Raw genomic sequence first — 25,974 nt, forward strand, 5'->3', positions numbered from 1 at the left:
TTAATTATACACCAATAAGTAAATTCTTAGTATAATATTTAATTTTTTTTTAATTTTATAATATTTTTCACTTTACTGTAATATAAATTTATGTAAAGAAATTTATATGGGGTGATAAACTTATGAAAGAAAAACTTAGTACTTTGTTCAAAGATCATAAAAATTTAATGGTATTCATAATATCGCTACTGTTACTCGTATCATTTTCAATGTTTTTTATCATATATAACTCAGATTCTAATAGAGCTAAAAGAACTATAAAAAATATTGGCAATGAATTAAATGACGTAAATGCAAATCTCGAATTAGGCATAAAAGATTTAACCATTGATACAACTAAATCCTATGATCTTTTGGTATCTGGCTCAAATAAACTAAAAGAATTATTAAATTCAACTTCTCAAATTGAAGATATTGATGCTGAAATTTCATCTATAAAAAACGATCTAACCAATGCTATAAGCTCTACTATAAGTTTATATGATAGTTGTATCAATATTCTTTCTAATCCTAAAGATATAAAGTCTAGTACTGATTTGGATAATTTTAGCATATCCAAAGAAAATTGTATAAAAGATTATTCTATTTTAGCACAAAACAAAATTAATGTAGACTTTTCTAATAATACATTACAATTTTTTGACAATACTTATAATTACTTAAATACTGTAATTAAGGTTAATAGAGATTCTGAATTTCAAAATACTCAACAACGAGAATTCTTCCTGCAACTTGATTCATTTAATTCAGAATTCAACTCATTAAATGAGGACTTAATGCCTGCCATTAATAAAATAAGAGAAGACAAAAGAGATCTACAAGCTATAATTGATGATTTGTATATTAAGGAAAAATCTTATGAAAACCTAAAATCTAAAATTGTGTCTATGTCTATTCCAGATGGCTGTATGGATATATACGACGCTTTAAATGACTACTTAAATATGTACTATATATATTTAAAATCTATTAAAGAAGCAACTATATATGAAAAAACTTGTTCTGACGTAGATAAGTTTTCTAAAGAAATTAATAGAAATTACAAAAATGCTTCATCTAAAAGAGATGACGTAATAAATGCTTATTCAGATTACAAAAATATTCTTGAAAAATAATTTGTATTAAATTTTTTCTTTTGGAAATAATAATCTTGGATTATATGTTATCCAAAAGGAGGTTATTTATGAAATATTTAAGAACAATACCTATTTTGTTTTTAACCTTTTTATTTTCAGCAGAGATACCTGTATTGGCTTATAAAAATGTTAGTTTAGTAGGTAATTCTAACAATTTAATAAGCACTAATTTAAATGGAGAATTAAATAGTACTATAATAAATATGCCAAAAGAAAACGTGGTTGATGTCTTCAATCACAACGACAACATAATATATTTAACAGAAGACGACGTAAATTTAATGGCTAAAATCGTTTATGCTGAAAGTAAAGGTGAGCCCTATGAGGGTAAAGTTGCAGTTGCATCGGTTATATTAAATAGGGTATTAAGTCCAGGATTTCCAAATAGCATTAGTGAGGTTATATTCCAACCTAACGCATTCTCTTGCGTAGTGGATGGTCAAATATCTGTTACACCAACTGAAGAGTGCTATAATGCAGTTTATGACGCAATAAAAGGTAATGATCCTACAAATGAGGCATTATTCTTTTATAATCCTGCAATAGCTACTTGTTCCTGGATGCAAGATATTGAAAAAGCTGATAGCAAAGCTATTGGTCAACATTTATTTTTTAATACAAAATATTAAAAGTTAAATGGAATGTTACAAAATAAATAAGAATTTATTTTGTAACATTTTTTATTTGTTAGAAACTTATCTAAAACTTCTCTTCACATAAATTCTATAGAAAATTTTTTAAATATATAATATTATGCTAACATTTCCAATCATTATCAAATTAAACAAAAAGAAATTCAGCCAAAGCCGAATTTCCATCTCAGTTATCCATTATTAATTATTCAAAAGTTCCCCTTACAACCGCTTCTCCATTTTGTACCATTACTTTTCCCATAGCTATAACAGTATCTATTTCTAATGAACTTTCATCTACTAAAACTAAATCTGCATCTTTATCTTTTTCTATTGATCCCTTATTCGAAAGTTTTAATATTTCTGCAACATTGGATGTAATAACTTTAATTGCATCCTCTATCTTTATATTATATGTCTTAATAGCTTCTCTTACTTCTCTATATAAAGTTGATACAGAACAAATTCCTACTTTAGTTAAACTTCCATCTATATCAAATATTGGCATACTTCCGTTTCCATCTGATGAGAATGTTATATGTGATAAGTCAACTTTATTATTAATTAAGATGCTTAATCCTTCACTTGCTCTTAATTCACCTGGTTCTAGGCAATCTGGATCTGAACTTGTAGTAAGATCTATAAATCCCCCTTTCCTTACATATTCTTCTCCTGCTTCAAATAAGTCTTTATTTCTATTAATATGGGTTGGAAGTAACTGTGTTGGAGGAATTTCTGTTTCTTCAATTAACTTGAACAAATAATCTAATTTCCTATCTCCATTACCTAAATGAATATTTACTATTCCAGATTTTCCAGATAATAATCCTCCAACTCTAGCTTGTGCTACTGTTTGGGCAAACTGCGTAAATGTAGCTTGAGAACTTCTATTGTCAGAAATAGCAACTTCTCCTACTCCAATAATTTTATCTACCAACATTATATCTCTCTTTATATTACTAGTTAGAGTTTTTACTGGTATTTCATATGAACCTGTATAACAATATGTAGTTATTCCCTCTTCTTCTAAAGCTTTTGATTTAGCTATTAAACTAGCCATATCTCTACAAATTCCATCTGTTCCTATACAACCAACAACTGTTGTTATTCCAGCCATTGTTAAATCTGTAAGCTTTATTTCTGGTGTTCTAGTTTTAAAACTACCTTCTCCACCAGCTCCATTAATATGAACATGACAATCTATGAATCCTGGAAAAAGTAATTTTCCTGCTCCATTTATTATTTTTATATCTATAAAATCCGTAGGAATTTTTATATTTTCATATATTCCTTCAATTTTATTTGACGATATTACTACATCCTTTTCTCCTTTATACTCAGGAGAATACACTTTTATTCCTTTTATTACTGTTAACATCTACGCCACTCCTATAGTTAGTTATTTAAAATATCTTTTATGTTAGTATTATTATAAATTGAATTTGAATATTTACTTATAAGCTCTTTTGCATAATGCTTACTTTTATCTCTATTCAAATCTTTATAAAGTAAAGATATTCTATAATAAGACTCTTCTATATAATTCCCATTTTCATAACTAGATATATATTTTTCAAATTTTTTTATTGCCTCGTTATTATCTCCTAATTTCTCATATGTGGAGGCTAATAAAAACATTATGTCATCATTTAAATGACTATTTTCTGAATAAATAATGGTACTTTCTAATATGACCTTTGTATCATTGTATTTTTCTTCATCAAATGAATCAGTTGCTTTTATGTAGTTTTGTCTTATCTCATCTTCACTCAATATATGTTCATTTAAATTACTTTTTTCTTTTTTATCTATGTCATTATTAATTTCTTCATTACTCGTATTAATAGATCCTGAGTTAGTATCTAAATTATTTACATCAATATCTTTATTTACATCAAAATTCTCATTTCTATTAACTATCTCTAAATTATCTTCTCCATTATCCTTACCCTTTTGTAGTCCACCTCTTATTAGTATTACTGATGTTACAATAATACATATGATAACTGTTATAGTTATTGGCTTTATAACTACACTACCATTACTTTTTATGTTTAAAATTTCATCAATTTCTTTTTTTAGATTTTTAGCCTCTATATTATATTTATCTAATGAAAATACTTTATCAATACATTTTTGACACTTATTATATTCTGCTTTTCTCATATAGCATATTGCTAAAGCATTATTTACATTTATAGAATTATAATCGCTTTCCTTGCAAATCATTAAAGCTTGCAACGCTTCATCTATATTTAAATTTCTTATTAATTCTTCTGCCTCTTTAAAAAAATCCCTTCTATTAAAATCCCTTTGAATATCCTTTAAATATGCTTTAGCAATCTCATCATCATTATGATATTTATTTATCTTCCATAATGAAATAGCCTCTTCAAGCTCTCCCTTTAAATATAATAGCAATCCCTTTAAATTAAGTAAGCTTGAATCCTCTAAGTTTCTTGATATACCTATCTCACAGATTTCTATAGCCTTGTCTATATATCCATTGTTATATAAATTGAGCGCTTTTTTATATTCCCTTTTATCCTTATTTTTCATTCATTATTACCTCATTCAAATTTATAAGTAGAATATTAATCCTATAATAGCCGCTATCACTATAACTAATATAGGATGAACTTTTTTGCTTAACAGTACTACTCCTATTATCGAAGTGATTATTATACTCTTTAAATCTAAATAAGATTCTTTTGCTAAATCTAAAAAGGCTTTTATTATTAATGCAATTAACACAGGCCTCATTCCCATTAAGGCAGCTTTAACAACAGTAGATTCCTTAAACTTATCTAATGTCTTACTTATTATAGACACCAATACAAATGAAGTTATTACTACTCCTATAGTAGCCATAATACTTCCTAAAACCCCAGATAATTTATATCCAACAAAAGTTGCTGAGTTTATTGCAACTGGTCCAGGAGTCATTTGTGATATACCTATGATATCTAAAAATTCATTTATACTAAGCCAATTATTAGTTTCGACTATTTCTCTTTGAATGAAAGGAAGCATAGCATATCCTCCCCCAAAGCTAAATGAACCTATTTTAAAGAAAGAAAAAAATAACTTTATTAATAATTCCAATTAACTCACCTTCTTCCTTAAAAAGACAGCTCCATATATAGCTGATGCTATTATTACCATAATCGGATGAATATCAAAGAATGTCAATGCTATAAGTGCTACTATAATAGTTGCTACAGTTCTTGTATTCTTTTGTAACCCCTTGCTTAAGCTTATTGCTCCTACTAATACTAACATTGGAACTGCTGCAGTTATTCCCTTAAATGCTGCATTAACATAATAATTATTTCTAAATTGCATAAAGAAGGCTGCAATTATTATAATTATAAAAAACGACGGTAATATAACTGCTAATAAAGCCATTACTGCTCCTATTAATCCTCCAATTTTATATCCCAAGAATATTGAACAGTTAATTGCTAATGCCCCTGGAAGACTTTGTGATACAACTAATACATCCATAAATTCTTCTTTCTCAATCCATTTTTTATTTTTAACAACTTCCTCTTCTATTAATGGGATCATCGCATATCCTCCACCAAAGGTAAAAGCTCCTATCTTTAAAAATGAAATGAACATTTCTATAACTTTCTTCATCTCTTCACCACCTCGATTATTTTTATTATACTTTATATTATACCTTTATTGATTATATAAATCATTTATTAAAATAGATATATTTCTCCAAAATAAAAAGTCGCATTAATAGTATGCGACTTTTCTTTATTTTAATTATTCTTGTTCTAATATTATTTTCTTAGCTGTTAATATTGATGTAGCACTCATTGAGAATTCATCTAAACCATATTCAACTAATGTTGGAATTGCAGCTTCATCTCCTGCCATTTCTCCACACATTCCAACCCATTTACCATGCTTATGAGCTCCATCTATAGTCATCTTTATTAATCTTAATACAGCTGGGTGCATTGGATTATAAAGGTATGATACTTTTTCACTCATTCTATCAGCAGCTAAAGTGTATTGGATCAAGTCGTTTGTTCCTATTGAGAAGAAATCTACATGCTTAGCTAATTCATCTGCATATACAGCAGCTGCAGGGATTTCAACCATTATACCCCATTGAATTTTTTCTGAGTATTCTATTCCTTCAGCCTTTAATTCAGCTTTACATTCTTCTACAAATTCCTTTGCAGCTTGGAATTCTTCTAAGCCTGAAATCATAGGGAACATTACTGCAAGATTTCCATAAACAGAAGCTCTAAGTAAAGCTCTGATTTGAACCTTGAATATATCTTTTCTATCTAAACATAATCTTATAGCTCTGTATCCTAAGAATGGATTCATTTCTTGTGGTAATGGTAAGTATGGAAGTGTTTTATCTCCACCGATATCTAGTGTTCTTATAACAACTTGTTTTCCATCCATTACTTCAAGAACTTTTTTATAAGATTCGAATTGTTCTTCTTCTGTTGGAGCTGAATCTCTATCCATATATAAGAACTCAGTTCTGAATAATCCAACACCATCTCCACCATTTGCAACTACTGCTTCAGCATCTGCTGGTGAACCTATGTTTCCACAAACTTCAACTCTTCTTCCTGATTTAGTAACTGTTTTTACAGTTATTAATTTCTTTAATTCTTCTTGTTCTGCTAAGAATTTTTCTCTCTTAGCTGTGTATTCATCTATAACTGATTGCTCAGGGTTTATTATACATATTCCTTCAATACCATCAACTATAACAGTATCTCCATTTTTAACTGATGTAGTTATATCTTTTAAACCTACTATTGCTGGTATTTCTAAAGTTCTAGCCATAATAGCAGAGTGAGAAGTTCTTCCTCCGATATTAGTTAAGAAACCAACAACTTTACTTCTATCTAATTGTGCTGTATCTGATGGAGTTAAATCGTGAGCTACAACTATAGTGTTTGCTTCAGTTATAGCAAATGCATCTCCACCTTTTCCCGCTAAGTTTGAAATTATTCTCTTAGAAACGTCTTTTATGTCAGCAGCTCTTTCTTTCATGTACTCGTCTTCCATAGAATCAAAAATCATTACAAATGTATTTGTAACACTTTCAACTGCTTTCATTGCATTTACGCTATTTGATTCTATTTCTAATAACATTCCACCAGTAAATTCTGGATCATCTAATAGAGTTAGGTGAGCTTCGAAAACTTGAGCTTCATGTTCTCCTATTTCTGCTAAAGCTTTATCTCTAATAGCAGTTAATTGAACTTTTGCTTGCTCTAAAGCCTTTTGTAGAACTTCTTTTTCTGCCTCTACATTAGAAACTTTCGCATCTGTTATTACTATTTCTTCGTGTTCTTGTAAAAATACTTTTCCTATTGCATAACCTTTAGACGCAGCTATACCTTTTTTCATTTCCGAGATTCCTCCTTAATAATAGCTATAAATTCAAATTATATATGAAATTTATAGAAAGTACTAATCTGTTTTATAAATTACAACTACATGTATTATAACATATTTTTCACCTATGTTAATACGAATACACATAATTTTTATTATTTTCTATCATTAATTTCATTTTTTTATTTATTTTATTTACATATTTTCTGTATAAGCAAAATTATTCTAAAAAATTTTACATTTTTTTCAATACAATATGTTTTTTCATCCTTTTTTCAGTATGTTTATTGATTTTATTATAGTATTATAGCTAAAAGATTTTGAAAAAAGGCTGCTTTAAACAGCCCTTTATTATAAACTATAATTCGACAATCTTTCCTCATATTTTATTATTGCCTACAAATCATCTATAAGTGCTCCTGCCTTAGCATAAGCGGTTGATTTTGCTTCAAAGAAGTCTGTCTTTACTGAATTAGCATCTGCTAATGTATCTACCCACGCTGCTGGATTATTATAATAACCTTCGTAAATTTCATCTAAGCCTATGGCCTTCATTCTTAAATTTCCTAGATACTTTATATAATCATTAATTAAATTTTTATTTATTCCTTGAATATTATCACCAATAACATAATTTCCCCAAAAAATTTCATGTTCAACTGCAATTTTCATCATTTCTTTTAGCTGACTTTTTAATTCTGCTGTAAATATTTCAGGTTGCTCTAACTGTAATTCTTTTAATATATTTCTAAATAACCAAAGATGAGTATTTTCATCTCTATTGATATATCTTATTTCTTGTGCTGAACCAGGCATTTTACCATTTCTCTCTAGATTATAGAAAAACATAAATCCTGAATAAAAATATATTCCTTCTAATATATAGTTTGCCATTATAGTTTTAATAAGATTTTCTTGAGTTGGAGATTCTAAGAAGTTATTATACAATTCTCCTATAAATTTATTTCTTTCTAATAATCTTTTATCATCTTTCCATTGATATAATATTTCATTTCTCTTTTCTGGAGAGCATATTGTATCTAACATATAACTATAACTTTGTGAATGTACTGCTTCTTGAAAAGCTTGTATTGTTAGGCATAAATTAACTTCACTTGCTGTAATGTAATTATTAATATTAGATAAATTTGCAGTTTGTATTGAGTCTAAGAATATTAAGAAAGAAAGTATTTTATCATAAGCTGTTCTTTCATCATTTGTTAACTTATTATAATCTTTTAAATCTTGAGCAAGATTTATTTCTTCTGGAATCCAGAAGTTATTCATCGCTTGCCTATACCAATCTGAAACCCAAGTATATTTCATATTATTGAAATCATTTAAGTTAGTCGTATTTCCATTTATCATTCTCTTTTTAGATGTTTCTGTGTCACCAAACTCATTAAAAAGAGGCTTTTTGTTTATAAACATTTATTACCCTCCAAGACCTTATTAGTATTATTCGAACTTATGCTGAACAACTTTCACAATCACTTACAGTTAGTGATTTTGAACGAACATAGTATATTGATTTAACTCCAGCTTTGCAAGCTTCTATATATAGATTCATAATTTGTCTCATAGTATAATTAGTTGTTATATATAAATTAAATGATTGCCCTTGATCTATATGTCTTTGTCTAACCCCATTTATTTGCACACACCATTTTTGATCTATGTTATATGCAGAATTATAATACCAATAGTTATCTTCATTTAAGTTTGGTGCAGTTTTTGGTATTATACTTCCCTTCTTCTCTTCAAGCCAAAATCTAGCCATTACTGGATCTACTCCTTCTGAAGTCCCTGCTATAGTTGCTGTTGAACCATTGGGAGCTACAGCCATCAGATATCCATTTCTCATTCCATGAGCATTTACTTCTTCCCTTAATTCATTCCACTTTTCTGATCTATATCCTCTAATATTAAAATAATTTCCATTATCCCAATCTGACCCTTCAAAACATGAATACCTTCCCTTTTCTTTTGAAATATTCATACTTGCTTTTATTGCATGATAGTTAATTCTTTCATAAACATCATCTGCAAATTCTTTATGTCTATCTTCTGTCCAATGAATTAAATTATTTGCAAGCATATGATGATATCCACTTGTTCCTAGTCCTATAGCTCTATATTTTTTATTAGTAACTTCTGCAAATGGCACTGAATAGTAGTTTAAATCTATTACGTTATCCATAGCCCTTATTTGAGTTTCTACAACATATCCAAGTTCTTCATCATTTTTAACATCAACATTTCCCAAGACTACTGATGATAAATTACATACTACAAAATCACCTGATTTTATTTTTTCAACTATTATAGTATCTCCATTTTCATCTTTTATTTCTGATTGCTGTATATCCATTGGGCTCATGTTTTGCATAATTTCTGTACAAAGGTTTGATGAGTAAATCATTCCTTTATGCTTATTTGGATTCATCTTATTTACTGTATCTCTATAAAAAGCAAATGGAGTTCCAGTTTCGGCAGCGCTCTTTATTATTAATCTAACAATTTCTTTTACCGACATAACTCTTTTACTTATGTTATCATCTTCAACACATTCGTAATATTTCTTCTCCCACTCTTCTCCATAGAAATCTTCTAATGAATATCCCTTTGCTAATCTAATTTCATGAGGACACATCATGTACCAATTTGCATCTATATCTGTTTCTGCAAGCTTCCAAAATAAATCTGGATAACAAAGCCCTGGAAAGACATCATGTGCCTTCTTTCTATCATCGCCATTATTAGTTTTTAACTGTAAGAATTCAGGTAAGTCTTTATGCCAAGCATCTAACCATATGGCTACTGATCCATTTCTTACTCCTAGCTGATCTACTGCTATTGCTGTATCATTAAATAATTTCACCCATGGTATTACACCACCAGAAGCTCCCTTGAATCCTCTTATAGGTGATTCTAAAGCTCTAACTTTACCGATATATATTCCCATTCCGCCACCAAACTTTGAAACTTCTGCAAAGTTATCAAGTGACTTATATATACCCTTTAAACTATCCTGTACTGTATCTATAAAGCATGAGCTTAATTGATAAAATGGCTTTCTAGCATTAGACATTGTTGGTGTTGCCATTGTTGCCTTAAGAGAACTCAATACATCGTAAAATCTCTTTGCCCATAATACTCTTACTTCTTTTTTTTCTGGAATAGCTAAATGCATTGCTATTCCCATAAACATTTGTTGTGGAAGCTCTAATGTACTTCTATCAAAATCCTGAATTAAATATCTTTTTGCTAAAAGATTTATTCCACTATAAGTAAATAAAAAATCTCTTTCTGGTTTGATTTCATTTTCTAGCTCTAATATTTCATCTCTTGTATAATTTTCTAATATGTATTTACCATAAAGCCCTTTTTCAGTTAATTGATTTATAAATACATATAAATCTCCATATATATCTTCATCATTAGTAAGTCCTCTGTTTTTTCTTATCTTATCATAAAGTTTAAATACATAAAGTCTTGCTGCTGCATTTTGCCATTTTGGCTCTATATCTGATGTAAGCTCTAAAGCTACTTGTATTATTGAATCTCTTATTTCCTCATCTTCCATATTAGGTCTAACTATATGATTTAATGCTTCTAAAAGCCTTTCTTCTGTATAAATCCCCTGACCATTATCTATCCCATCTAAAGCTAATCTACAAATATTAAGTAAATGTGTCATACTCTTCCCCTTCCACTACATATAGTATGTAATATTCTTTCTCTTTCCATGAATATACAATATATAGTTCATTATAATTTTTATTTTTTCCTTTGTAAAATTTAATAATCTAATGCTAAACAAGAAAAAATGGAGATATTCATTTAATATCTCCTTTTTTCACCTTTAATAATAGTTTTCACAAATAATTTTTATTTTTTAAAATTAAAAGTTAAATAATACTAATTACTTTAACTTCTCTATCCAATCAGCTTCCTTAAATCCAACTAAGACAGTATTGTCCTTTATTACTATTGGTCTCTTTACCAGCATTCCATTAGATGCTAATATATCTAAAAGTTCATCTTCTGGTAATACTTTAACCTTATCTTTTAATTGCATTTCTCTATACAATACACCTGATGTATTGAAGAATTTATTAATTGATAAACCACTTTTAGCTATCCATTCTTTAAGTTCTTCTTTTGTTGGATTTTCATCAGCTATATGTCTATCTATAAATTCTATATTATTTTCTGTTAAAAACTTCTTTGCTTTTCTACATGTAGTACACTTTGGATATTCAATAAATAAAACTGACATATTATCACTCCTATATTTAATTATTATTATTATTTAATTATTATTATTTAATTATTATTATTTAATTATTATTATAACATATTATTTCTTAGGTATGATTAAATAAATTTTAAACATGTCACCTTCTACTTCTATTTTTATACTTCCATTATGAAGCTCTACTATACTTTTTGTAATGGCAAGTCCCATACCAGAACCTTCTACAGATGAATTTCTTGATTTATCAGCTCTTGCAAACCTCTCAAATATATCTTGAGTATTAAAGTCCATTTCGTAATTAGATATATTTTTAAAAGATACTTCTACAGAGTTTTCTTTAGACGTTATATCTATATAAACTCTAGTATTATTAAGTGAATATTTTAAGGCGTTTACAATTATATTTTCAAATACCCTAGACATTAGCTTTCCATCTAAATCAACAAATATTTCTTCTTCATTTGAGCTTACCTTAAATTCCATATTTTTTTCTTCATATAAATTTGAATATTCCCCTACTCCTTGATAAACTAAAGAAACTATATCTATTTCATGTTTTTCTATAGTCATTTTACCACTGTTTAATTTTGAAACCTCGAACAAATCTTCTATAAGGGTTTTTAATCTCTTTGAATTTCTATCTAAGATAGTCAAATAGTCCTTTCGTTCCTCTTCTGTTATATTAGAATCATTTAATATATTCACATAGTTTATTATTGATGTTAATGGTGTTTTTAAATCATGAGAAACATTGGAAATTAACTCTGTCTTTAATTTTTCATTTCTTATTTTTTCATTTAAAGCTATTATATATCCTTCTCTTATTTGATTTATATTTTCTACTAACTCTTTAACTTCTCTTTCACCAATATCACTTAATTTATATTCTAATTCACCTGAATTAATTTTCTTTAACCCATCATTAATAACTGAAATATCAAGACTTTTCTTTAAAGAATATAGCACGCATACTAATGGAATTAATACTAAAATTAAAGTCCCTTTAAATGGATATCTAGTTAAAAATGTTACTAAAACATTTTGGTTTCTTATTCCTGCAATTAAATATAAATACACCAGTATTACTGCAATTGCTCCACCAAAAGAAAATATTATTTTATTTCGTGTATTTTTGTATTTATACCCATATCTTAAAACATAAACAAGTCTCTTTAAAACTTTAATTTCTAAGTGTATATTTTTACTATTAATTATAGAATTTATTATTATCTTTAGTAAAAGTACTATAGCAAAGATTGTTAAGACTATCATTACTTTTGCTGTTATACTATCTGTCTTTATAAGATATGTATATACACTAGGATCTCTGTAATATATCTCTATATATTTATCTACATTTTGCTTACTTATCTTATCCGTAGTGCTTGTAACATAATAATTATATTTATCTTTATTGTCTATTCTAACAGATGAATATCCAAATTCCTTTAAATATGCATTTATACTATCTTCAAGCAAGGCTATAGTATTATCATACTTCTCTATCGATTCACGTAACTTTATATCATTTGTAGTAAAGTTACCTGTTTCCTTATTTATCAATACATAAAATAGATCCCCATAAAAATAATTTTTTTCAGATAAATGATCATTTTCATATTCTATTGGTCTAATATCTTCTAAATTATTTGTATTTGAATACATATAGCTTGATACATCTTTACTTTCATAATATATCATTGATTCTATGTATTTTTCTTTGTTTAATAATGCATCAAAAGTTCCTGCTCCTAAATCTGAAAAAATATTATTAAAAGATTGATAATATCCTATAGTTAATGTAACTAATAATATACATACGGTTAAAATCTCTACTCCCCATACACCTGTTATATAGCTTTTAATCTTCTCTTTCAATTTTATATCCAACTCCCCATACTACCTTTATATATTCAGGGTCTTTTGTATTAATTTCTATCTTTTCTCTTATCCTTCTAATATGAACAGTTACAGTATTTTCACTTCTATAAAATGGTTCTTCCCATACTTTTTCATATATTTCTTTTATAGAGAAAACTCTTCCTAAATTTGAAGCTAAAAGTTGAAGTATCTTAAATTCTGTTGCCGTAACCTTTACCTCTTCTCCCCTTAAAAAAATTGTTTTTTCTTTATTATTTATTATCAAGTCCCTTACTTCTATTATGTCTGGACTCTCTCCTTCTAATTCCAAAGGCTTTTGATATCTTCTTAACTGAGATTTAACTCTAGCAACAAGTTCTAAATGATTAAAAGGTTTAGCTATATAATCATCAGCCCCTACATTTAAACCTAATATCTTATCGCTATCTTCTCCTTTGGCTGATAACATTATAATAGGTAAATTCCTTTTCTCCCTAATCTTTAGACATGTTTTTATCCCATCCATTCTTGGCATCATTATATCTAAAACTATTAAATGTATTTTTTCTTTATCTAATAGATCCAAAGCCTCTATACCATCTTTAGCTTTAAATACCTTCATACCTTCTCCTCTTAGATATATATCAATAGCATCTCTAATTTCTTTTTCATCATCAACTACTAAAACATTAAACATCTTTTCACCCCTCTATCATATCCTATAATTATAATATCTTATATTATGAAATTTTACTAATTGTAAAAATTACATTTTTATTAAAATAATAAAATATACCTATAAGTTATTATTAACATTCGATAGTATTTAATATATAATTTTAGTGTATATTTCTAACAGATAATTTTAAGGAGTTTGATATGCTACATAAGTTTACAATCAACAAGCACATGATTTTGGATTTCTTTTTTATTTTTGTTGGGTGTGTAATAGCATCTCTAGGAGTTAATTTATTTTTAGTTAATGCTCAATTACTTAGCGGTGGAGCTACTGGTATAGCACTTATTTTACAATATTCAGCTGAAATACCTTCTGGTATAACTGTATTTATAATTAATATTCCTTTATTTTTTGTAAGTTATAAAATGCTAAATAAAAGACTTACTCTATATTCTGCAGTTGGAATGATTTCTCTATCAATTTCGCTTATAATTACGGAACCTTTATCCAACTTAGTAAAAGTAGATGATATATTACTTTATTGTATTTACGGTGGAGTTTTATGCGGCCTAGGATATGGACTAGTTTTTTCAAGAAATGGATCAACTGGAGGTACTGATATTATCACGATGGTCCTTAGGAAGAAATATTCTAACTTTGAAATAGGTAAGCTTAGCTTCGGTATTAACTGTATAATAGTTTTTATAGGTGCATTAATTTTTGGAATTCCTAAAGCTCTTTATACTTTAATCTCTATGTTTGTTCAAGGAACTATAGTAGATAAAGTTATTAATGGATTTAATAGCAAGAAATTATTATTAATATTAACTGAAAAAGAGCAGGAAATAATAGAGTATGTTATTAAAGATATGAATAGAGGTGTTACTTCTCTAATTGCTGAAGGTGAGTACACACATGAGTTAAAGAAAATGCTTTATATAGCTGTAACTTCATCTCAAATAATTCATTTGAAGAGCAAAATATTAAGAATAGACCCTAAAGCATTTATTACAATAATAGATGTTTCCGAAGTCAATGGAAAGGGCTTTCATAAAATTTAATATTAATTATCTTGTAAAATATAAAATAATTTTGCCCCATATCTTAGATTTTATTTTCTCTAGTATGGGGCATTTTTATAATTATTTTCTACAGTAATCAATTTATTTATATCTAAAAAAGTTCCCGAAATTTAATAGTAATATTTACTAATTATATTTTAAATACTAATTTATTTAAATTCTAAAAACCCTTTTTAAAATATAGTTAAATCTACTAAAATTGAATTTAAATAGTATATGAATATATATAAAATTTACTTCTAATAGTATAACTTTTTACTAACTGCTATATTGACTTTAAATAGGTCTCTTGTCCCACTTTATATAAGTTATTACCATTTGTATCTATTATAACTATTAAAGGCATATCTATTACTTCCATCTTTCTAATAGCTTCTGCGCCTAAATCTTCATATGCAATTATTTCTGATGAAATTATACTTTTAGCAATTAATGCAGCTGCACCTCCAATAGCCCCTAAATATATGGCTTTATTTTTTACTATTGAATCCACTACCTCTTGATTTCTAGCACCCTTCCCTATCATGGCCCTTAATCCTAAATCTAGCAATCTAGGTGAGTAGGCATCCATTCTATAACTTGTTGTTGGTCCTGCTGATCCAATAACTTGTCCTTCTTTTGCAGGACTTGGCCCCACATAATATATTACTTCATCTTTAATGTTTATTGGTAAATCATCACCCGAATCTAACAAATCAATTAATCTCTTATGTGCTGCATCCCTAGCTGAATATATAGTTCCTGTTAATAGGATTGTATCTCCTGCCCTTAAATCTTTTATTTTTTCATATGTTAAAGGTGTGTTTATCTTTTTTTCCACAGTTTCTTTTCTAGTCTTTTTATTATCCACAACTTTATCCCCTTATAAAATTATTTCTTTATGTCTAGTAGCATGACAACTTATATTTACAGCTACAGGTAGTCCTGCTATATGTGTTGGATATGTTTCAATATTAAGGCCCAATGCAGTTGTCTTTCCTCCAAAGCCTTGTGGTCCTATTCCAAGCTTATTTATTTCCATTAGTAACTCTTCTTCTAAATCACTATAAAATTTATTATTATTTCTATTGTTTATAGGTCTTAATAAAGCTTTTTTGGCTAAATATGCAGCTTTATCAAATGTTCCTCCTATTCCTACTCCTACAATCATAGGAGGGCATGGATTAGGTCCAGCATCTTTTACAACCTTTATTATAAAATTCTTAACTCCTTGTAACCCATCCGAAGGTTTAAGCATCTTTATTTGGCTCATATTTTCTGAACCAAATCCTTTAGGTGCAACAGTTATTTTTACTTTATCACCAGGAACTATGTCATAATATATTATCGCTGGAGTATTATCTTTTGTATTAACTCTATTTATAGGATCATTGACTACAGACTTTCTCAAATATCCTTCTTCATAACCTCTTCTAACACCCTCATTTATGGCCTCTTCAAGATTTCCTCCCACTATATGAACATCTTGTCCGATTTCTATAAAAACACATGTTATTCCTGTATCTTGGCACATTGGCATTTTTTCATTTCTTGCTACTTCAGAATTTATTATTATCTTGTCGAGTATATCATTAGCTAAATCCCAGGTTTCCTCTTTTTTAGCACTACTTAAAGCCTCATATACATCATTGGATAAATTATAATTTGAATCTATGCATAATTTCTTTATAGCATCTGTAATTTTTTCAACATATATAGTTCTCATAAATATCCTCCTATCCTTAACATAATAAATCATTAGTTACAATCTTAAATTATGATAAATTAAATGATTATATATTTCAAAAAACTTTATAAATATATTAATAATGTATTTATTTTTTTCTCGAGGTCAAAAATCATTTTACATATAATTATTTATTTTAATATAAAGCTTTTCATAAATATTTTATCATATTTTTATACTATAAATATTATATTTTAATAAATATGTGTAAGGAGAGTCTATGATGAATATAAACCTAAGTAAAATTGCTAACTTTATAGTTTACTTCCTTATTGCTGTATTAGTATTTTTTATAATTCATGCCCTAGCTAATTCTATTAATATTGAATTTAAAAAAACACCTATAAATAGTCTAAAGGTAGATAATTCTATTTTAAATATATAAATAAATGATCAAGTTTTATTCATATAACTTCAAATAAATATTTAATTTATTACTTAACTAAATATAGATAATTAACATTGTATAAATAAAGTTAGTATTTTAGTAGCCTATATAGAATTTAAATAATATATGATTTTACAAGTAATTTTATTCAAATAAAATTACTTGCAAAATAAAACAAGATATATTATCTTTTTTATAATATATCTTGTTTTATTAATTTAATATAGCATTAAAACATCTTCGACAATATCTTTTGATATATTTCCTCGGAAATCTACTTATTAATTTGATGTCTTATTTATTTCTTCAAAATACTTTTCTATTCCCAAAGATACTCCTTCGACTATTGAATTTTGATGTTCTTCTGTTTGTAATTTTTGTTCCTCTTCAGGATTAGATAAAAATCCGCATTCCACTAAAACAGATGCGCCTTCATATTTATCCCTCAAAATTAAATATGAATCCCCAGCAGGCTTTGATACTCTTTTATTATTATCTTTAACTGTTTCTTTAAGAGATTCTTGTATATTATCTGCTAATTTTTTACTTACATCATTAGATGCATGCCAAACTTGAGCTCCAAAGCATTTAGATTGTGGAAACATATTTTGATGAATAGATACAAAAACATCACACCTTGTCTCAGCTTTTAAGTCCCTTCTCTTTTTAAGATCTTCTCTTTTCTTTTCTCTTATCGTAGATCCCTTTTCTTCCAAACCCTGATCTCCTTCTCTAGTTAGGTACACTTTATATCCTTTTTCTTCTAAGACTGCTTTAAGCTTTAAGCTTATTTGTAAGTTTATATCTTTCTCTATTACACCTGCTTTTGATTTGGCACCACCATCAAATCCTCCATGACCTGGATCAATTAATATTACCTTTTGATTTGCCTCATCAGCTAAAACTTCTATTGGCGTAAAGCATAAAAGTGATATAATTATACATAAAATTATTGATTGTAATTTTTTCATTGGTTTACCTCCATAATCTTTATAAAAATAATTATAAAATTATTATGCCCATATTATTGATTTTTCTTGCTAATAAAAAAATCCCCAGTATTAGGATTTAATATCCTATACTAGAGATTTTTAAGTTTTTAACTATTTTCTATAACACTTTCTGCTATATTCGTTGAATGATCTCCAATTCTTTCTAAATTACTTAATAAATCTAAGAATATAGCTCCAGCATATGCATTACAGGTTCCATCGTAAAGCCTCTTTATATGAAGCTCTCTATATTTCTTTTGTAGTCTATCTACTTCTGATTCTATTTCCGCTATACTTCTAGCTTTTTCTATATCCTTTTGTGCATAACTATCTATAGCTACTTGTAAAGCTTCAGTAGCTTTATTATACATATTTTTTATTTGATCAATCGCCTCACTGCTATATTCAAGTTTTTTTGAGATCTTTTGAGATGTTAAATCTGCTATATTTTCAGCATGATCACCTATTCTCTCTATATCATTTATAACATGGAAAGTTGCCGCTACTATACTTAATTCTTTATCAGATAAATCACATTTAGAAAGCTTAACTAAATAATTCGTAATACATTCATTTAGTGTATTTATAACACCTTCATTATCATAAACTTTTTTGATTAATTTTTCATCATTTTTTTCAAAAGCCTCTATTGCTAATGCTAAACCTTTTTTAGCTTTGTTAGCCATTCTCAAAGTTTCTTTTGCCACTTGCCCAGCTGCTATTACTGGTGTTTCTAATAATCTATCGTCTATGTACTTTGGTCCCGGTTTATCTTCTTCATCGTCTCCCGGAATAATTCTATTAACAATTTTAATTAGTAATCCAGTTAAAGGTAGCATTATTGCAGTATTTACTACATTAAAAACCGTATGCGCATTAGCAATTTGCCTGCTAACATCTTCCGGACTTATTGTTGATACTACATTACCTAAAATACCACTAATTAATACTGGTATAAATATTAATGTTCCACCTAAATTAAATATTAAATGTAACATTGCAGCTTTATGTGCAGTTTTATTTGTTCCTACTGATGCTAACATTGCAGTAATACAAGTTCCTATATTACATCCAAATACTATTGGAAGAGCTTCTTTTATATCTATTGCTCCTGCAGTTGCTAAAGCAACTAGTATTCCTGTAGTTGCAGATGAACTTTGTAGTACAGCTGTTATAACTGCTCCTGCTACTATTCCAAGATACCATTGTTGTCCTACTGTTTTTAAAATATCATTAAATAATGGTAATGCTGTCAAAGGTTTCATCGCAGCACTCATTTGTCCCATCCCAACAAATAGAATACCAAAACCTAATACAATATTACCTATGTCTTTTCTCTTCTTGCCCTTAGCAAACATAACCATAAATGCTCCTAGAAAAACAAATAATGGAGCAATTTGATCTAGTTTAAACGCTACTAATTGAGCTGTAATAGTAGTACCTATATTAGCTCCCATTATAATACCTGCCGCTTGAGCTAAATTCATTAATCCAGCATTTACAAAACCAACTACCATTACAGTTGTAGCACTACTACTTTGTATTACTGCTGTAACTATTGCTCCTACTATAACAGCGATAATTGGATTTCTAGTTACTTTTTCAAGAATTGACTTTAGTCCGTCACCTGCAGCATTTTCCAGGCCATCTCCCATTATTTTCATACCGTATATAAATAGACCTAATCCGCCAAGTAACTGTATAATTATCTTTAATGATTCCAAAGTTATTCTCCTTTTCAACATTATTTTTACATTGTTAGTTTACAATATTTTTTAACATTTGTTAAGTAATTAAACACATTTTTAACCTAAATTTAATATAGAAATAAATAGACTTTCTAGAAAAATTTTATTTATAAAAAATAAATCCCACAACCATAAGGTTTGTGGGATTTGTGAAGTTCCATATATTATCTCTTTGAGAATTGTGGAGCTCTTCTTGCCTTTTTAAGACCGTATTTCTTTCTTTCTTTCATTCTTGGATCTCTAGTTACGAAACCTGCCTTCTTTAATTCTGGCTTTAAGTTTTCGTCAGCTTTTACTAAAGCTCTAGTTATTCCGTGTCTGATAGCTCCAGCTTGACCTGTGAATCCACCACCGTGAACGTTAACTAAAACGTCAAATCTATCCTTAGTTCCAGTTAAAACTAATGGTTGGTTAACTATCATTCTTAAAGTTTCTAAACCGAAATAGTTTTCTATTTCTCTGTTATTTATAACTACTTTACCGTTTCCTGGTACAAGTCTAACTCTTGCGATTGATTTTTTTCTTCTTCCAGTACCCATGTATTGAACTTTTGCCATTTTTTATTCCTCCTCCCGAGCGTGTATTAGTACTTTAATTCAAGTACTTCTGGTTTTTGAGCATCATGTCCGTGCTCAGTACCTCTATATACTTTTAGCTTCTTAAGCATTTTTCTTCCTAAAACTCCTGTTGGAAGCATTCTTCTTACAGCTTCTTCGAAAGCGAATTCAGGCTTCTTTGCTAATACTTCTCTATATGGAGTCTCTTTTAATCCACCTGGATATAAGCTGTGCTTTCTCATTAATTTTTGATCTAACTTTTTACCAGTTAAAACAACCTTTTCTGCATTGATTACGATAACGAAATCTCCACAGTCAACATTTGGTGTAAATGTTGGTTTATTTTTTCCTCTTAAAATTGATGCAACTTGGCTAGCAACTCTTCCTAGTGGCTTTCCAGCAGCGTCAACAACATACCATTTTCTTTCAACTTCTTGTGCTTTAGCAATGTATGATTTCATGTTTTTCCCTCCCTGAACTTACATTTGTGCTTTACTTATTAAGTACTGCTTTTATGTCAAGACCCGGGGCTAGTGGATCTTATATACATAAATTATTCTAACAAACATACATTATTATAATACACGCTTACGGGCGTGTCAACTATTTTAATTAATTATTTTCTTTAATTATTCAAATTAATTATTTAAAATCATAATCATGTTTTAATAATAAACTTTTTCCAATACTAAACCTGCTGCCGGAACACATATTCCTGCTCTTTTTCTATCTTTACTCTCTATTATATTTTGTACTTCTTTTGAATCAATCTTGCTAGATCCAACCATTATTAATGTTCCAACTATTATTCTTACCATATTATATAAAAAACCATCACCAGTAACATAAATTTTTATTATGTCATCCTGTACATCTATATGTAAATCTGATATTGTTCTCACTGTTGTCTTTACTGAACTTCCACTACTTTTAAATGCTATAAAATCTTTAGTTCCTATAAAATATTTGCAAGCGTCTTTCATATCTTCTATATCTAATCTACGCTTTACATGATACACATAATCTTTTCCTATTGCAGAATTAATATCTCTATTTAATATAGAATAGGAGTAAGTCTTCCCCTTTGCACTATATCTTGAATGAAAATTTTCCTCTACTTCCTCAGACTTTATAATTACTATATCATTAGGTAATCTATAATTAATAGCTTCTCTAAATTTTTCTGATGGTATTTTACTATTAGTTATAAAATTTGCTACAAATCCTCTTGCATGAACCCCTGCATCTGTTCTTGAGCTTCCAATAACTTCAACATCTTCATTAGTTAAGAGGCTAATAGCCTCTTCCAATGTTTGTTGAATTGTTGATCCTATCTTTTGCTTTTGCCATCCCAAATAATTTGTTCCATCATATTCTAAAGTTAGTTTAATATTTCTCATGTTTTCAATCACCTTTGCTTATATTTATTTACATAGCAAATCTAACTAATAAACTTCCTATAAATAAAATAGAAAATACAGCAAATGCAATAGTATCTCTATTTGTAAATTTTAATTGTTTCATTCTCGTTCTTCCATTGCCACCCCTATAAGCCCTAGCTTCCATTGCCATTGCAAGTTCATCTGCCCTTCTAAATGAGCTTATAAATAATGGTACTAATAATGGTATTAAACTTTTTGCTTTTTGAATTATTCCACCTGTTTCAAAATCTGCACCTCTAGCCTTTTGTGCCATCATTATTTTATCTGTTTCATCCATTAAAGTTGGTATAAACCTTAAAGCTATTGTCATCATCATCGCAAGTTCATGTGCTATTTCCTTACCAATTGGTCTTAATAGGCTTTCTATACCATCTGTCAGCTCAATTGGTGATGTAGTTAATGTTAACACTGATGTGCCCATTATTAAAAAGATAAGTCTTAATGCCATAAATGCAGCTGTTCTTAATCCATCTTCATATACCTTCACAAATCCTAACTCAAAAATTAGTGTATCTGCTGTTCCCTTAATCATAAAAATATTCAAAACTGCAGTAAATATTATAAGAAAAAATACAGGCTTTAATCCCTTATATAAATACCTAGGTGGCAATTTAGCAATATATACTGTTAAAGCTAAAATTCCAACTATTAATATATACCCAATAAACTTATCTACGACAAATAAGGATATAATAAATAATATTGATAATAATATCTTTGTCCTAGGATCTAACTTATGAACAAAAGTTTCACCTGGTATGTATTGACCTATAGTTATATCTTTTATCATTTTTGCTCCCCCTAGCTCTTAACTTCCTTTAATATTCTTAGTAGTTCTTCTTTTCCTTGCTTTATAGTGTAAACTTCATCTGAAACATTAAAGCCTCTTCTTTTTAATTCCCTCATAAGGTAAGTTACTTGTGGAACTGCAAGACCTATATTTTCTAATGTTTCTACATCTTTAAATACTTTTGCTGGTGATCCTTCTAAAGCCACTTCTCCCTTATTCATAACTATTATTCTTTCAGCAAGCTTACCTACATCCTCCATGCTATGACTTACTAATATTATTGTCATTTTATATTCATCATGTAATATTTTTATTTGATTTAATATATCATCTCTACCTTTTGGATCTAAACCCGCTGTTGGCTCATCTAATATAAGGACTTTAGGCTCCATAGCAATTACACCGGCTATTGCTACTCTCCTCTTTTGTCCACCACTTAAATCGAAAGGTGATTTATTTCTATAAGTATCGTAATCTAGCCCTACCATCTCCATAGACCTTTTTACTCTCTGTGTTATCTCCGCATCAGATAATCCTAGATTCCTTGGTCCAAATTCTATATCTCTTTCTATAGTTTCTTCAAATAATTGATACTCTGGATATTGGAATACTAATCCTACTTTTTTCCTAATATCAGTAAGCTTTACACCGTCTTTTGTAATATCTTCCCCATCTACTACTATTCTTCCTGATGTAGGCTTAAGTAATCCATTCATATGCTGAATTAATGTAGACTTACCAGAACCAGTGTGACCAATAAGTGCAACAAATTCACCTTCATTTATTTCTATATTAACATTATTTAAAGCCACTTTTTCAAAAGGTGACTTTGGCATGTATACATGTACTAAATTCTCTATTTTAATTGACATAACGCATTCACCATCTCATCTACATTTAAAATATTTGTATCTATATCTATACCATTATTCTTTAATTCGTAGCAAAGTTCAGTTACTTGAGGAACATCTAAGCCTATATCCTTCATTTTCTTTACATTAGAAAATACTTCTCTTGGATTTCCCTCTAAGATTATCTTTCCATCATCCATAACAAGAACTCTATCCGCCTCAGCAGCCTCATCCATATAATGAGTTATAAGCACTATAGTAATGCCATATCTCTCATTTATCTCTTTAATATTATTTAAGACTTCTCTTCTTCCTGAAGGGTCTAACATTGCAGTAGGTTCATCAAAAATTATGCATTCTGGCTTCATAGCTAAAATTCCAGCTATTGCAATTCTTTGTTTTTGTCCACCTGAAAGTAAATGAGGTGCATGTCTTCTATACTCATACATTCCAACTTTCTTTAAACTTTCATCTACTCTTTTTCTTATTTCTTCTGGAGAAACTCCTAAATTTTCTGGTCCAAAAGCAACATCTTCTTCAACTATAGTTGCTACTAACTGGTTGTCTGGATTTTGAAAAACCATTCCTGCTTTTGCTCTTATTTCCCATAAGTTATTAGGATCTGATGTATCTAATCTATCTATAATTACAGTACCTTCAGAAGGAACAAGTAATGCATTCATATGTTTAGCTATAGTAGATTTCCCAGAACCATTATGACCTAAAACTACTAGAAATTCACCCTTTTCAACTTCAAAGCTAACGCCATTTACAGCGTATCTTTCCTCTTCTCCCTCATTAGCCCTATATTTAAAAGATACATTATTACATTTAATCATTGTTTCTTTCATATATAGCCCTCCTTTTATTGCTTAACTTATAACTTAAATATTATATAAAAGCTTATTAGTGTATATACATTTAGCATAAGAATATTATAATATACATTTGCTTAATTACAATTACTTTATAATAAATTTATAAGATCTTATATAATATTTAAATTTGAATATGTAAAAATGGGGACTAAGTTATAAACTTAATCCCCTGTATATTATACTAATTCAAGTATAACAACTTCTGCTCCGTCCCCTCTTCTTGGACCTTTTTTGTACATTCTAGTGTATCCACCATTTCTTTCTGCGTACTTTGGAGCAACATTGTCAAATAGGTTTTGAACTACTTCTTCTTCATTCACAAAAGCTAAAACTTGTCTTCTAGCGTGAAGGTCACCTCTTTTTGCTAAAGTGATCATCTTTTCAGCTAATTTTCTAGTTTCTTTTGCTCTTGTTTCAGTTGTTTCTATTTTACCATGCTTTAAAAAGCTTGTAACAAGGCTTCTTAGCATAGCTCTTCTTTGGTCAGTAGGACGACCTAATTTACGATAACCTGCCATGTGGATTTACCTCCTTACTCATCGTTTAGTCTTAATCCTAAGCCTAATTCCTTAAGCTTTCTTTCGACTTCCTCTAAAGATTTTTTTCCTAGATTTCTTACCTTCATCATGTCATCCATTGATTTGCCAGCAAGTTCTTGAACTGTATTGATTCCAGCTCTCTTTAAACAGTTATATGATCTAACTGATAAATCTAGCTCTTCTACAGTCATTTCTAGTACTTTCTCTTTTTTGTCTTCTTCTTTTTCTATCATAATCTCTACATCATTAGTACTATCTCCTAATGACATAAATAGTTTAAAATGTTCTATAAGTATTTTTGCTGATAAGCTTATAGCTTCATCAATCTTTATAGTTCCATTAGTCCAGATTTCTAAAGTTAATTTATCATAGTCAGTAATTTGACCTACTCTTGTATTTTCAACAGTAAAATTAACTCTTTTTACTGGTGTATAAATTGAGTCAACAGCTATAGCTGATAATGGAAGGTCTTCACTCTTATTTTTATTTTGAGTAACATATCCTCTTCCTCTATTAACTGTAATCTCCATATATAACTTAGCATTATCATCTAATGTAGCAATATGAAGATCCTTGCTTACAACTTCAACATCTCCATCAGTTTTTATATCTGCACCTGTAACTACTCCTGGTCCTTGAGCATCTATATATATTGTCTTTGGACCTTCACCATTCATAATTAATGCTAAAGATTTAATGTTTAATATTATTTCTGTAACATCTTCTTTAACACCTTGTACAGTCGAAAATTCATGTAGTACTCCATCTATCTTTACTGATGTTGGAGCTGCACCTGGAAGTGATGATAATAGTATTCTTCTTAGAGCATTTCCAAGAGTTATACCATATCCTCTTTCTAACGGTTCAACTACATATTTACCATAAGTACCATTTTCATTTGCTTCTATACATTCTATTATTGGCTTTTCTATTTCTAACATGCACAAACCCTCCTTATATTTTAAATGGCAACATTATTCTGAGGGCAACTGCTTATATATTTGTATTGTAAGAAAAATCTTAACAAT

The 25,974-nt window shown here is 28.6% G+C and carries 26 protein-coding genes; 4 read left to right on the plus strand and 22 right to left on the minus strand.

Going from position 1 to position 25,974, the window contains the following annotated elements:
• The first annotated feature begins 122 nt into the window (after window positions 1–122).
• Together J7M87_RS00720 and J7M87_RS00725 are read left to right on the plus strand one after the other, a co-directional pair.
• Entirely contained in the window at window positions 123–1,115 is a 993-nt protein-coding gene (locus J7M87_RS00720; protein WP_291647704.1) for a hypothetical protein, read from the plus strand.
• Between the two features lie 68 nt (window positions 1,116–1,183).
• Window positions 1,184–1,765 (plus strand): cell wall hydrolase, encoded by a 582-nt coding sequence (locus tag J7M87_RS00725; RefSeq protein WP_291647707.1) that lies wholly within the window; start codon window positions 1,184–1,186, stop codon window positions 1,763–1,765.
• Window positions 1,766–1,973: 208 nt separating this feature from the next.
• On the opposite strand, the gene iadA is transcribed toward J7M87_RS00725, so the two are convergent.
• The 10 genes from iadA to J7M87_RS00775 all read right to left on the minus strand — a co-directional run bounded on the left by iadA (window position 1,974) and on the right by J7M87_RS00775 (window position 13,971).
• A complete protein-coding gene (iadA, locus tag J7M87_RS00730; protein WP_291647709.1) occupies window positions 1,974–3,146 on the minus strand; it encodes a beta-aspartyl-peptidase in 1,173 nt (390 codons plus the stop codon).
• Between the two features lie 17 nt (window positions 3,147–3,163).
• Window positions 3,164–4,327 (minus strand): tetratricopeptide repeat protein, encoded by a 1,164-nt coding sequence (locus J7M87_RS00735; RefSeq protein ID WP_291647712.1) that lies wholly within the window; start codon window positions 4,325–4,327, stop codon window positions 3,164–3,166.
• Window positions 4,328–4,348: 21 nt separating this feature from the next.
• Complete coding sequence (locus tag J7M87_RS00740) at window positions 4,349–4,873, minus strand: chromate transporter (protein WP_291647714.1); 525 nt, start codon at window positions 4,871–4,873, stop codon at window positions 4,349–4,351.
• Window positions 4,874–5,410, minus strand: a complete 537-nt coding sequence (locus J7M87_RS00745) for a chromate transporter (RefSeq protein WP_291647716.1) — start codon at window positions 5,408–5,410, stop codon at window positions 4,874–4,876. It abuts the gene before it with no gap.
• Between the two features lie 135 nt (window positions 5,411–5,545).
• Window positions 5,546–7,165 (minus strand): phosphoenolpyruvate--protein phosphotransferase, encoded by a 1,620-nt coding sequence (gene ptsP / locus J7M87_RS00750; RefSeq protein ID WP_291647718.1) that lies wholly within the window; start codon window positions 7,163–7,165, stop codon window positions 5,546–5,548.
• Between the two features lie 384 nt (window positions 7,166–7,549).
• Complete coding sequence (locus tag J7M87_RS00755; protein ID WP_291647720.1) at window positions 7,550–8,584, minus strand: ribonucleotide-diphosphate reductase subunit beta; 1,035 nt, start codon at window positions 8,582–8,584, stop codon at window positions 7,550–7,552.
• Between the two features lie 37 nt (window positions 8,585–8,621).
• Window positions 8,622–10,853, minus strand: coding sequence for a ribonucleoside-diphosphate reductase subunit alpha (locus J7M87_RS00760; RefSeq protein WP_291647722.1), 2,232 nt, complete (start codon window positions 10,851–10,853; stop codon window positions 8,622–8,624).
• Between the two features lie 225 nt (window positions 10,854–11,078).
• Window positions 11,079–11,435, minus strand: a complete 357-nt coding sequence (locus J7M87_RS00765; RefSeq protein WP_291647724.1) for an arsenate reductase family protein — start codon at window positions 11,433–11,435, stop codon at window positions 11,079–11,081.
• Window positions 11,436–11,516: 81 nt separating this feature from the next.
• Window positions 11,517–13,292 (minus strand): HAMP domain-containing sensor histidine kinase, encoded by a 1,776-nt coding sequence (locus J7M87_RS00770; protein ID WP_291647726.1) that lies wholly within the window; start codon window positions 13,290–13,292, stop codon window positions 11,517–11,519.
• Entirely contained in the window at window positions 13,276–13,971 is a 696-nt protein-coding gene (locus J7M87_RS00775) for a response regulator transcription factor (RefSeq protein ID WP_291647728.1), read from the minus strand. Before J7M87_RS00775 ends, J7M87_RS00770 begins: the two co-directional genes overlap by 17 nt.
• Before the next feature lie 182 nt (window positions 13,972–14,153).
• Between J7M87_RS00775 and J7M87_RS00780 the strand changes: the two genes are divergently transcribed.
• Entirely contained in the window at window positions 14,154–15,014 is an 861-nt protein-coding gene (locus tag J7M87_RS00780) for a YitT family protein (protein WP_291647730.1), read from the plus strand.
• A gap of 286 nt (window positions 15,015–15,300) precedes the next feature.
• Here the strand turns inward: J7M87_RS00780 and J7M87_RS00785 are convergent, their stop codons facing one another.
• Together J7M87_RS00785 and J7M87_RS00790 are read right to left on the minus strand one after the other, a co-directional pair.
• A complete protein-coding gene (locus tag J7M87_RS00785; protein WP_291647732.1) occupies window positions 15,301–15,885 on the minus strand; it encodes a Fe-S-containing hydro-lyase in 585 nt (194 codons plus the stop codon).
• A 12-nt stretch (window positions 15,886–15,897) separates the two neighbouring features.
• The gene (locus J7M87_RS00790) at window positions 15,898–16,740 is read right to left on the minus strand and encodes a fumarate hydratase (RefSeq protein WP_291647734.1); all 843 of its coding nucleotides are present in this window, start codon (window positions 16,738–16,740) and stop codon (window positions 15,898–15,900) included.
• 244 nt (window positions 16,741–16,984) lie between these two features.
• Here J7M87_RS00790 and J7M87_RS00795 point away from each other — a divergent pair, with 244 nt between their 5' ends.
• Window positions 16,985–17,146, plus strand: coding sequence for a hypothetical protein (locus J7M87_RS00795; RefSeq protein WP_291647737.1), 162 nt, complete (start codon window positions 16,985–16,987; stop codon window positions 17,144–17,146).
• A 284-nt stretch (window positions 17,147–17,430) separates the two neighbouring features.
• On the opposite strand, the gene cwlD is transcribed toward J7M87_RS00795, so the two are convergent.
• The 10 genes from cwlD to J7M87_RS00845 form a co-directional block, all read right to left on the minus strand.
• The gene (gene cwlD, locus J7M87_RS00800; RefSeq protein ID WP_291647739.1) at window positions 17,431–18,120 is read right to left on the minus strand and encodes an N-acetylmuramoyl-L-alanine amidase CwlD; all 690 of its coding nucleotides are present in this window, start codon (window positions 18,118–18,120) and stop codon (window positions 17,431–17,433) included.
• A 128-nt stretch (window positions 18,121–18,248) separates the two neighbouring features.
• The gene (locus J7M87_RS00805; protein WP_291647741.1) at window positions 18,249–19,865 is read right to left on the minus strand and encodes a Na/Pi cotransporter family protein; all 1,617 of its coding nucleotides are present in this window, start codon (window positions 19,863–19,865) and stop codon (window positions 18,249–18,251) included.
• A 188-nt stretch (window positions 19,866–20,053) separates the two neighbouring features.
• Window positions 20,054–20,446 carry a 30S ribosomal protein S9 gene (gene rpsI, locus J7M87_RS00810; protein WP_195264727.1) on the minus strand — a complete coding sequence of 131 codons (393 nt, stop codon included), beginning with the start codon at window positions 20,444–20,446 and terminating at the stop codon, window positions 20,054–20,056.
• A gap of 26 nt (window positions 20,447–20,472) precedes the next feature.
• On the minus strand, window positions 20,473–20,907 hold the full coding sequence (gene rplM, locus J7M87_RS00815) for a 50S ribosomal protein L13 (RefSeq protein ID WP_008681152.1): 435 nt from the start codon (window positions 20,905–20,907) through the stop codon (window positions 20,473–20,475).
• A gap of 204 nt (window positions 20,908–21,111) precedes the next feature.
• Window positions 21,112–21,846, minus strand: coding sequence for a tRNA pseudouridine(38-40) synthase TruA (truA, locus tag J7M87_RS00820; RefSeq protein WP_291647746.1), 735 nt, complete (start codon window positions 21,844–21,846; stop codon window positions 21,112–21,114).
• 28 nt (window positions 21,847–21,874) lie between these two features.
• Window positions 21,875–22,678, minus strand: a complete 804-nt coding sequence (locus tag J7M87_RS00825) for an energy-coupling factor transporter transmembrane component T (RefSeq protein WP_291647748.1) — start codon at window positions 22,676–22,678, stop codon at window positions 21,875–21,877.
• 11 nt (window positions 22,679–22,689) lie between these two features.
• Window positions 22,690–23,550 (minus strand): energy-coupling factor transporter ATPase, encoded by an 861-nt coding sequence (locus J7M87_RS00830; protein WP_291647750.1) that lies wholly within the window; start codon window positions 23,548–23,550, stop codon window positions 22,690–22,692.
• The gene (locus tag J7M87_RS00835; protein ID WP_291647752.1) at window positions 23,535–24,380 is read right to left on the minus strand and encodes an energy-coupling factor transporter ATPase; all 846 of its coding nucleotides are present in this window, start codon (window positions 24,378–24,380) and stop codon (window positions 23,535–23,537) included. Before J7M87_RS00835 ends, J7M87_RS00830 begins: the two co-directional genes overlap by 16 nt.
• Before the next feature lie 203 nt (window positions 24,381–24,583).
• Complete coding sequence (gene rplQ, locus J7M87_RS00840; RefSeq protein WP_008681157.1) at window positions 24,584–24,925, minus strand: 50S ribosomal protein L17; 342 nt, start codon at window positions 24,923–24,925, stop codon at window positions 24,584–24,586.
• Between the two features lie 14 nt (window positions 24,926–24,939).
• Entirely contained in the window at window positions 24,940–25,887 is a 948-nt protein-coding gene (locus J7M87_RS00845; protein ID WP_097033900.1) for a DNA-directed RNA polymerase subunit alpha, read from the minus strand.
• Between the last annotated feature and the right edge of the window lie 87 nt (window positions 25,888–25,974).

Source organism: Clostridium sp. (assembly GCF_017888565.1).
GTDB lineage: Bacteria > Bacillota > Clostridia > Clostridiales > Clostridiaceae > Clostridium.

Bases quoted from the DNA above. Each gene is read 5' to 3' on its own strand.
- J7M87_RS00835 (WP_291647752.1), bottom strand. From the start codon at position 24,380: ATGAAAGAAACAATGATTAAATGTAATAATGTATCTTTTAAATATAGG.
- rplM (WP_008681152.1), bottom strand. From the start codon at position 20,907: ATGAAATCATACATTGCTAAAGCACAAGAAGTTGAAAGAAAATGGTAT.
- J7M87_RS00790 (WP_291647734.1), bottom strand. From the start codon at position 16,740: ATGAGAACTATATATGTTGAAAAAATTACAGATGCTATAAAGAAATTA.
- J7M87_RS00720 (WP_291647704.1), top strand. From the start codon at position 123: ATGAAAGAAAAACTTAGTACTTTGTTCAAAGATCATAAAAATTTAATG.
- J7M87_RS00755 (WP_291647720.1), bottom strand. From the start codon at position 8,584: ATGTTTATAAACAAAAAGCCTCTTTTTAATGAGTTTGGTGACACAGAA.
- J7M87_RS00780 (WP_291647730.1), top strand. From the start codon at position 14,154: ATGCTACATAAGTTTACAATCAACAAGCACATGATTTTGGATTTCTTT.
- J7M87_RS00825 (WP_291647748.1), bottom strand. From the start codon at position 22,678: ATGATAAAAGATATAACTATAGGTCAATACATACCAGGTGAAACTTTT.
- rpsI (WP_195264727.1), bottom strand. From the start codon at position 20,446: ATGGCAAAAGTTCAATACATGGGTACTGGAAGAAGAAAAAAATCAATC.
- J7M87_RS00765 (WP_291647724.1), bottom strand. From the start codon at position 11,435: ATGTCAGTTTTATTTATTGAATATCCAAAGTGTACTACATGTAGAAAA.
- cwlD (WP_291647739.1), bottom strand. From the start codon at position 18,120: ATGAAAAAATTACAATCAATAATTTTATGTATAATTATATCACTTTTA.
- J7M87_RS00830 (WP_291647750.1), bottom strand. From the start codon at position 23,550: ATGTCAATTAAAATAGAGAATTTAGTACATGTATACATGCCAAAGTCA.
- J7M87_RS00725 (WP_291647707.1), top strand. From the start codon at position 1,184: ATGAAATATTTAAGAACAATACCTATTTTGTTTTTAACCTTTTTATTT.
- J7M87_RS00760 (WP_291647722.1), bottom strand. From the start codon at position 10,853: ATGACACATTTACTTAATATTTGTAGATTAGCTTTAGATGGGATAGAT.
- iadA (WP_291647709.1), bottom strand. From the start codon at position 3,146: ATGTTAACAGTAATAAAAGGAATAAAAGTGTATTCTCCTGAGTATAAA.
- truA (WP_291647746.1), bottom strand. From the start codon at position 21,846: ATGAGAAATATTAAACTAACTTTAGAATATGATGGAACAAATTATTTG.
- J7M87_RS00775 (WP_291647728.1), bottom strand. From the start codon at position 13,971: ATGTTTAATGTTTTAGTAGTTGATGATGAAAAAGAAATTAGAGATGCT.
- J7M87_RS00795 (WP_291647737.1), top strand. From the start codon at position 16,985: ATGAATATAAACCTAAGTAAAATTGCTAACTTTATAGTTTACTTCCTT.
- rplQ (WP_008681157.1), bottom strand. From the start codon at position 24,925: ATGGCAGGTTATCGTAAATTAGGTCGTCCTACTGACCAAAGAAGAGCT.
- J7M87_RS00845 (WP_097033900.1), bottom strand. From the start codon at position 25,887: ATGTTAGAAATAGAAAAGCCAATAATAGAATGTATAGAAGCAAATGAA.
- J7M87_RS00735 (WP_291647712.1), bottom strand. From the start codon at position 4,327: ATGAAAAATAAGGATAAAAGGGAATATAAAAAAGCGCTCAATTTATAT.
- J7M87_RS00745 (WP_291647716.1), bottom strand. From the start codon at position 5,410: ATGAAGAAAGTTATAGAAATGTTCATTTCATTTTTAAAGATAGGAGCT.
- ptsP (WP_291647718.1), bottom strand. From the start codon at position 7,165: ATGAAAAAAGGTATAGCTGCGTCTAAAGGTTATGCAATAGGAAAAGTA.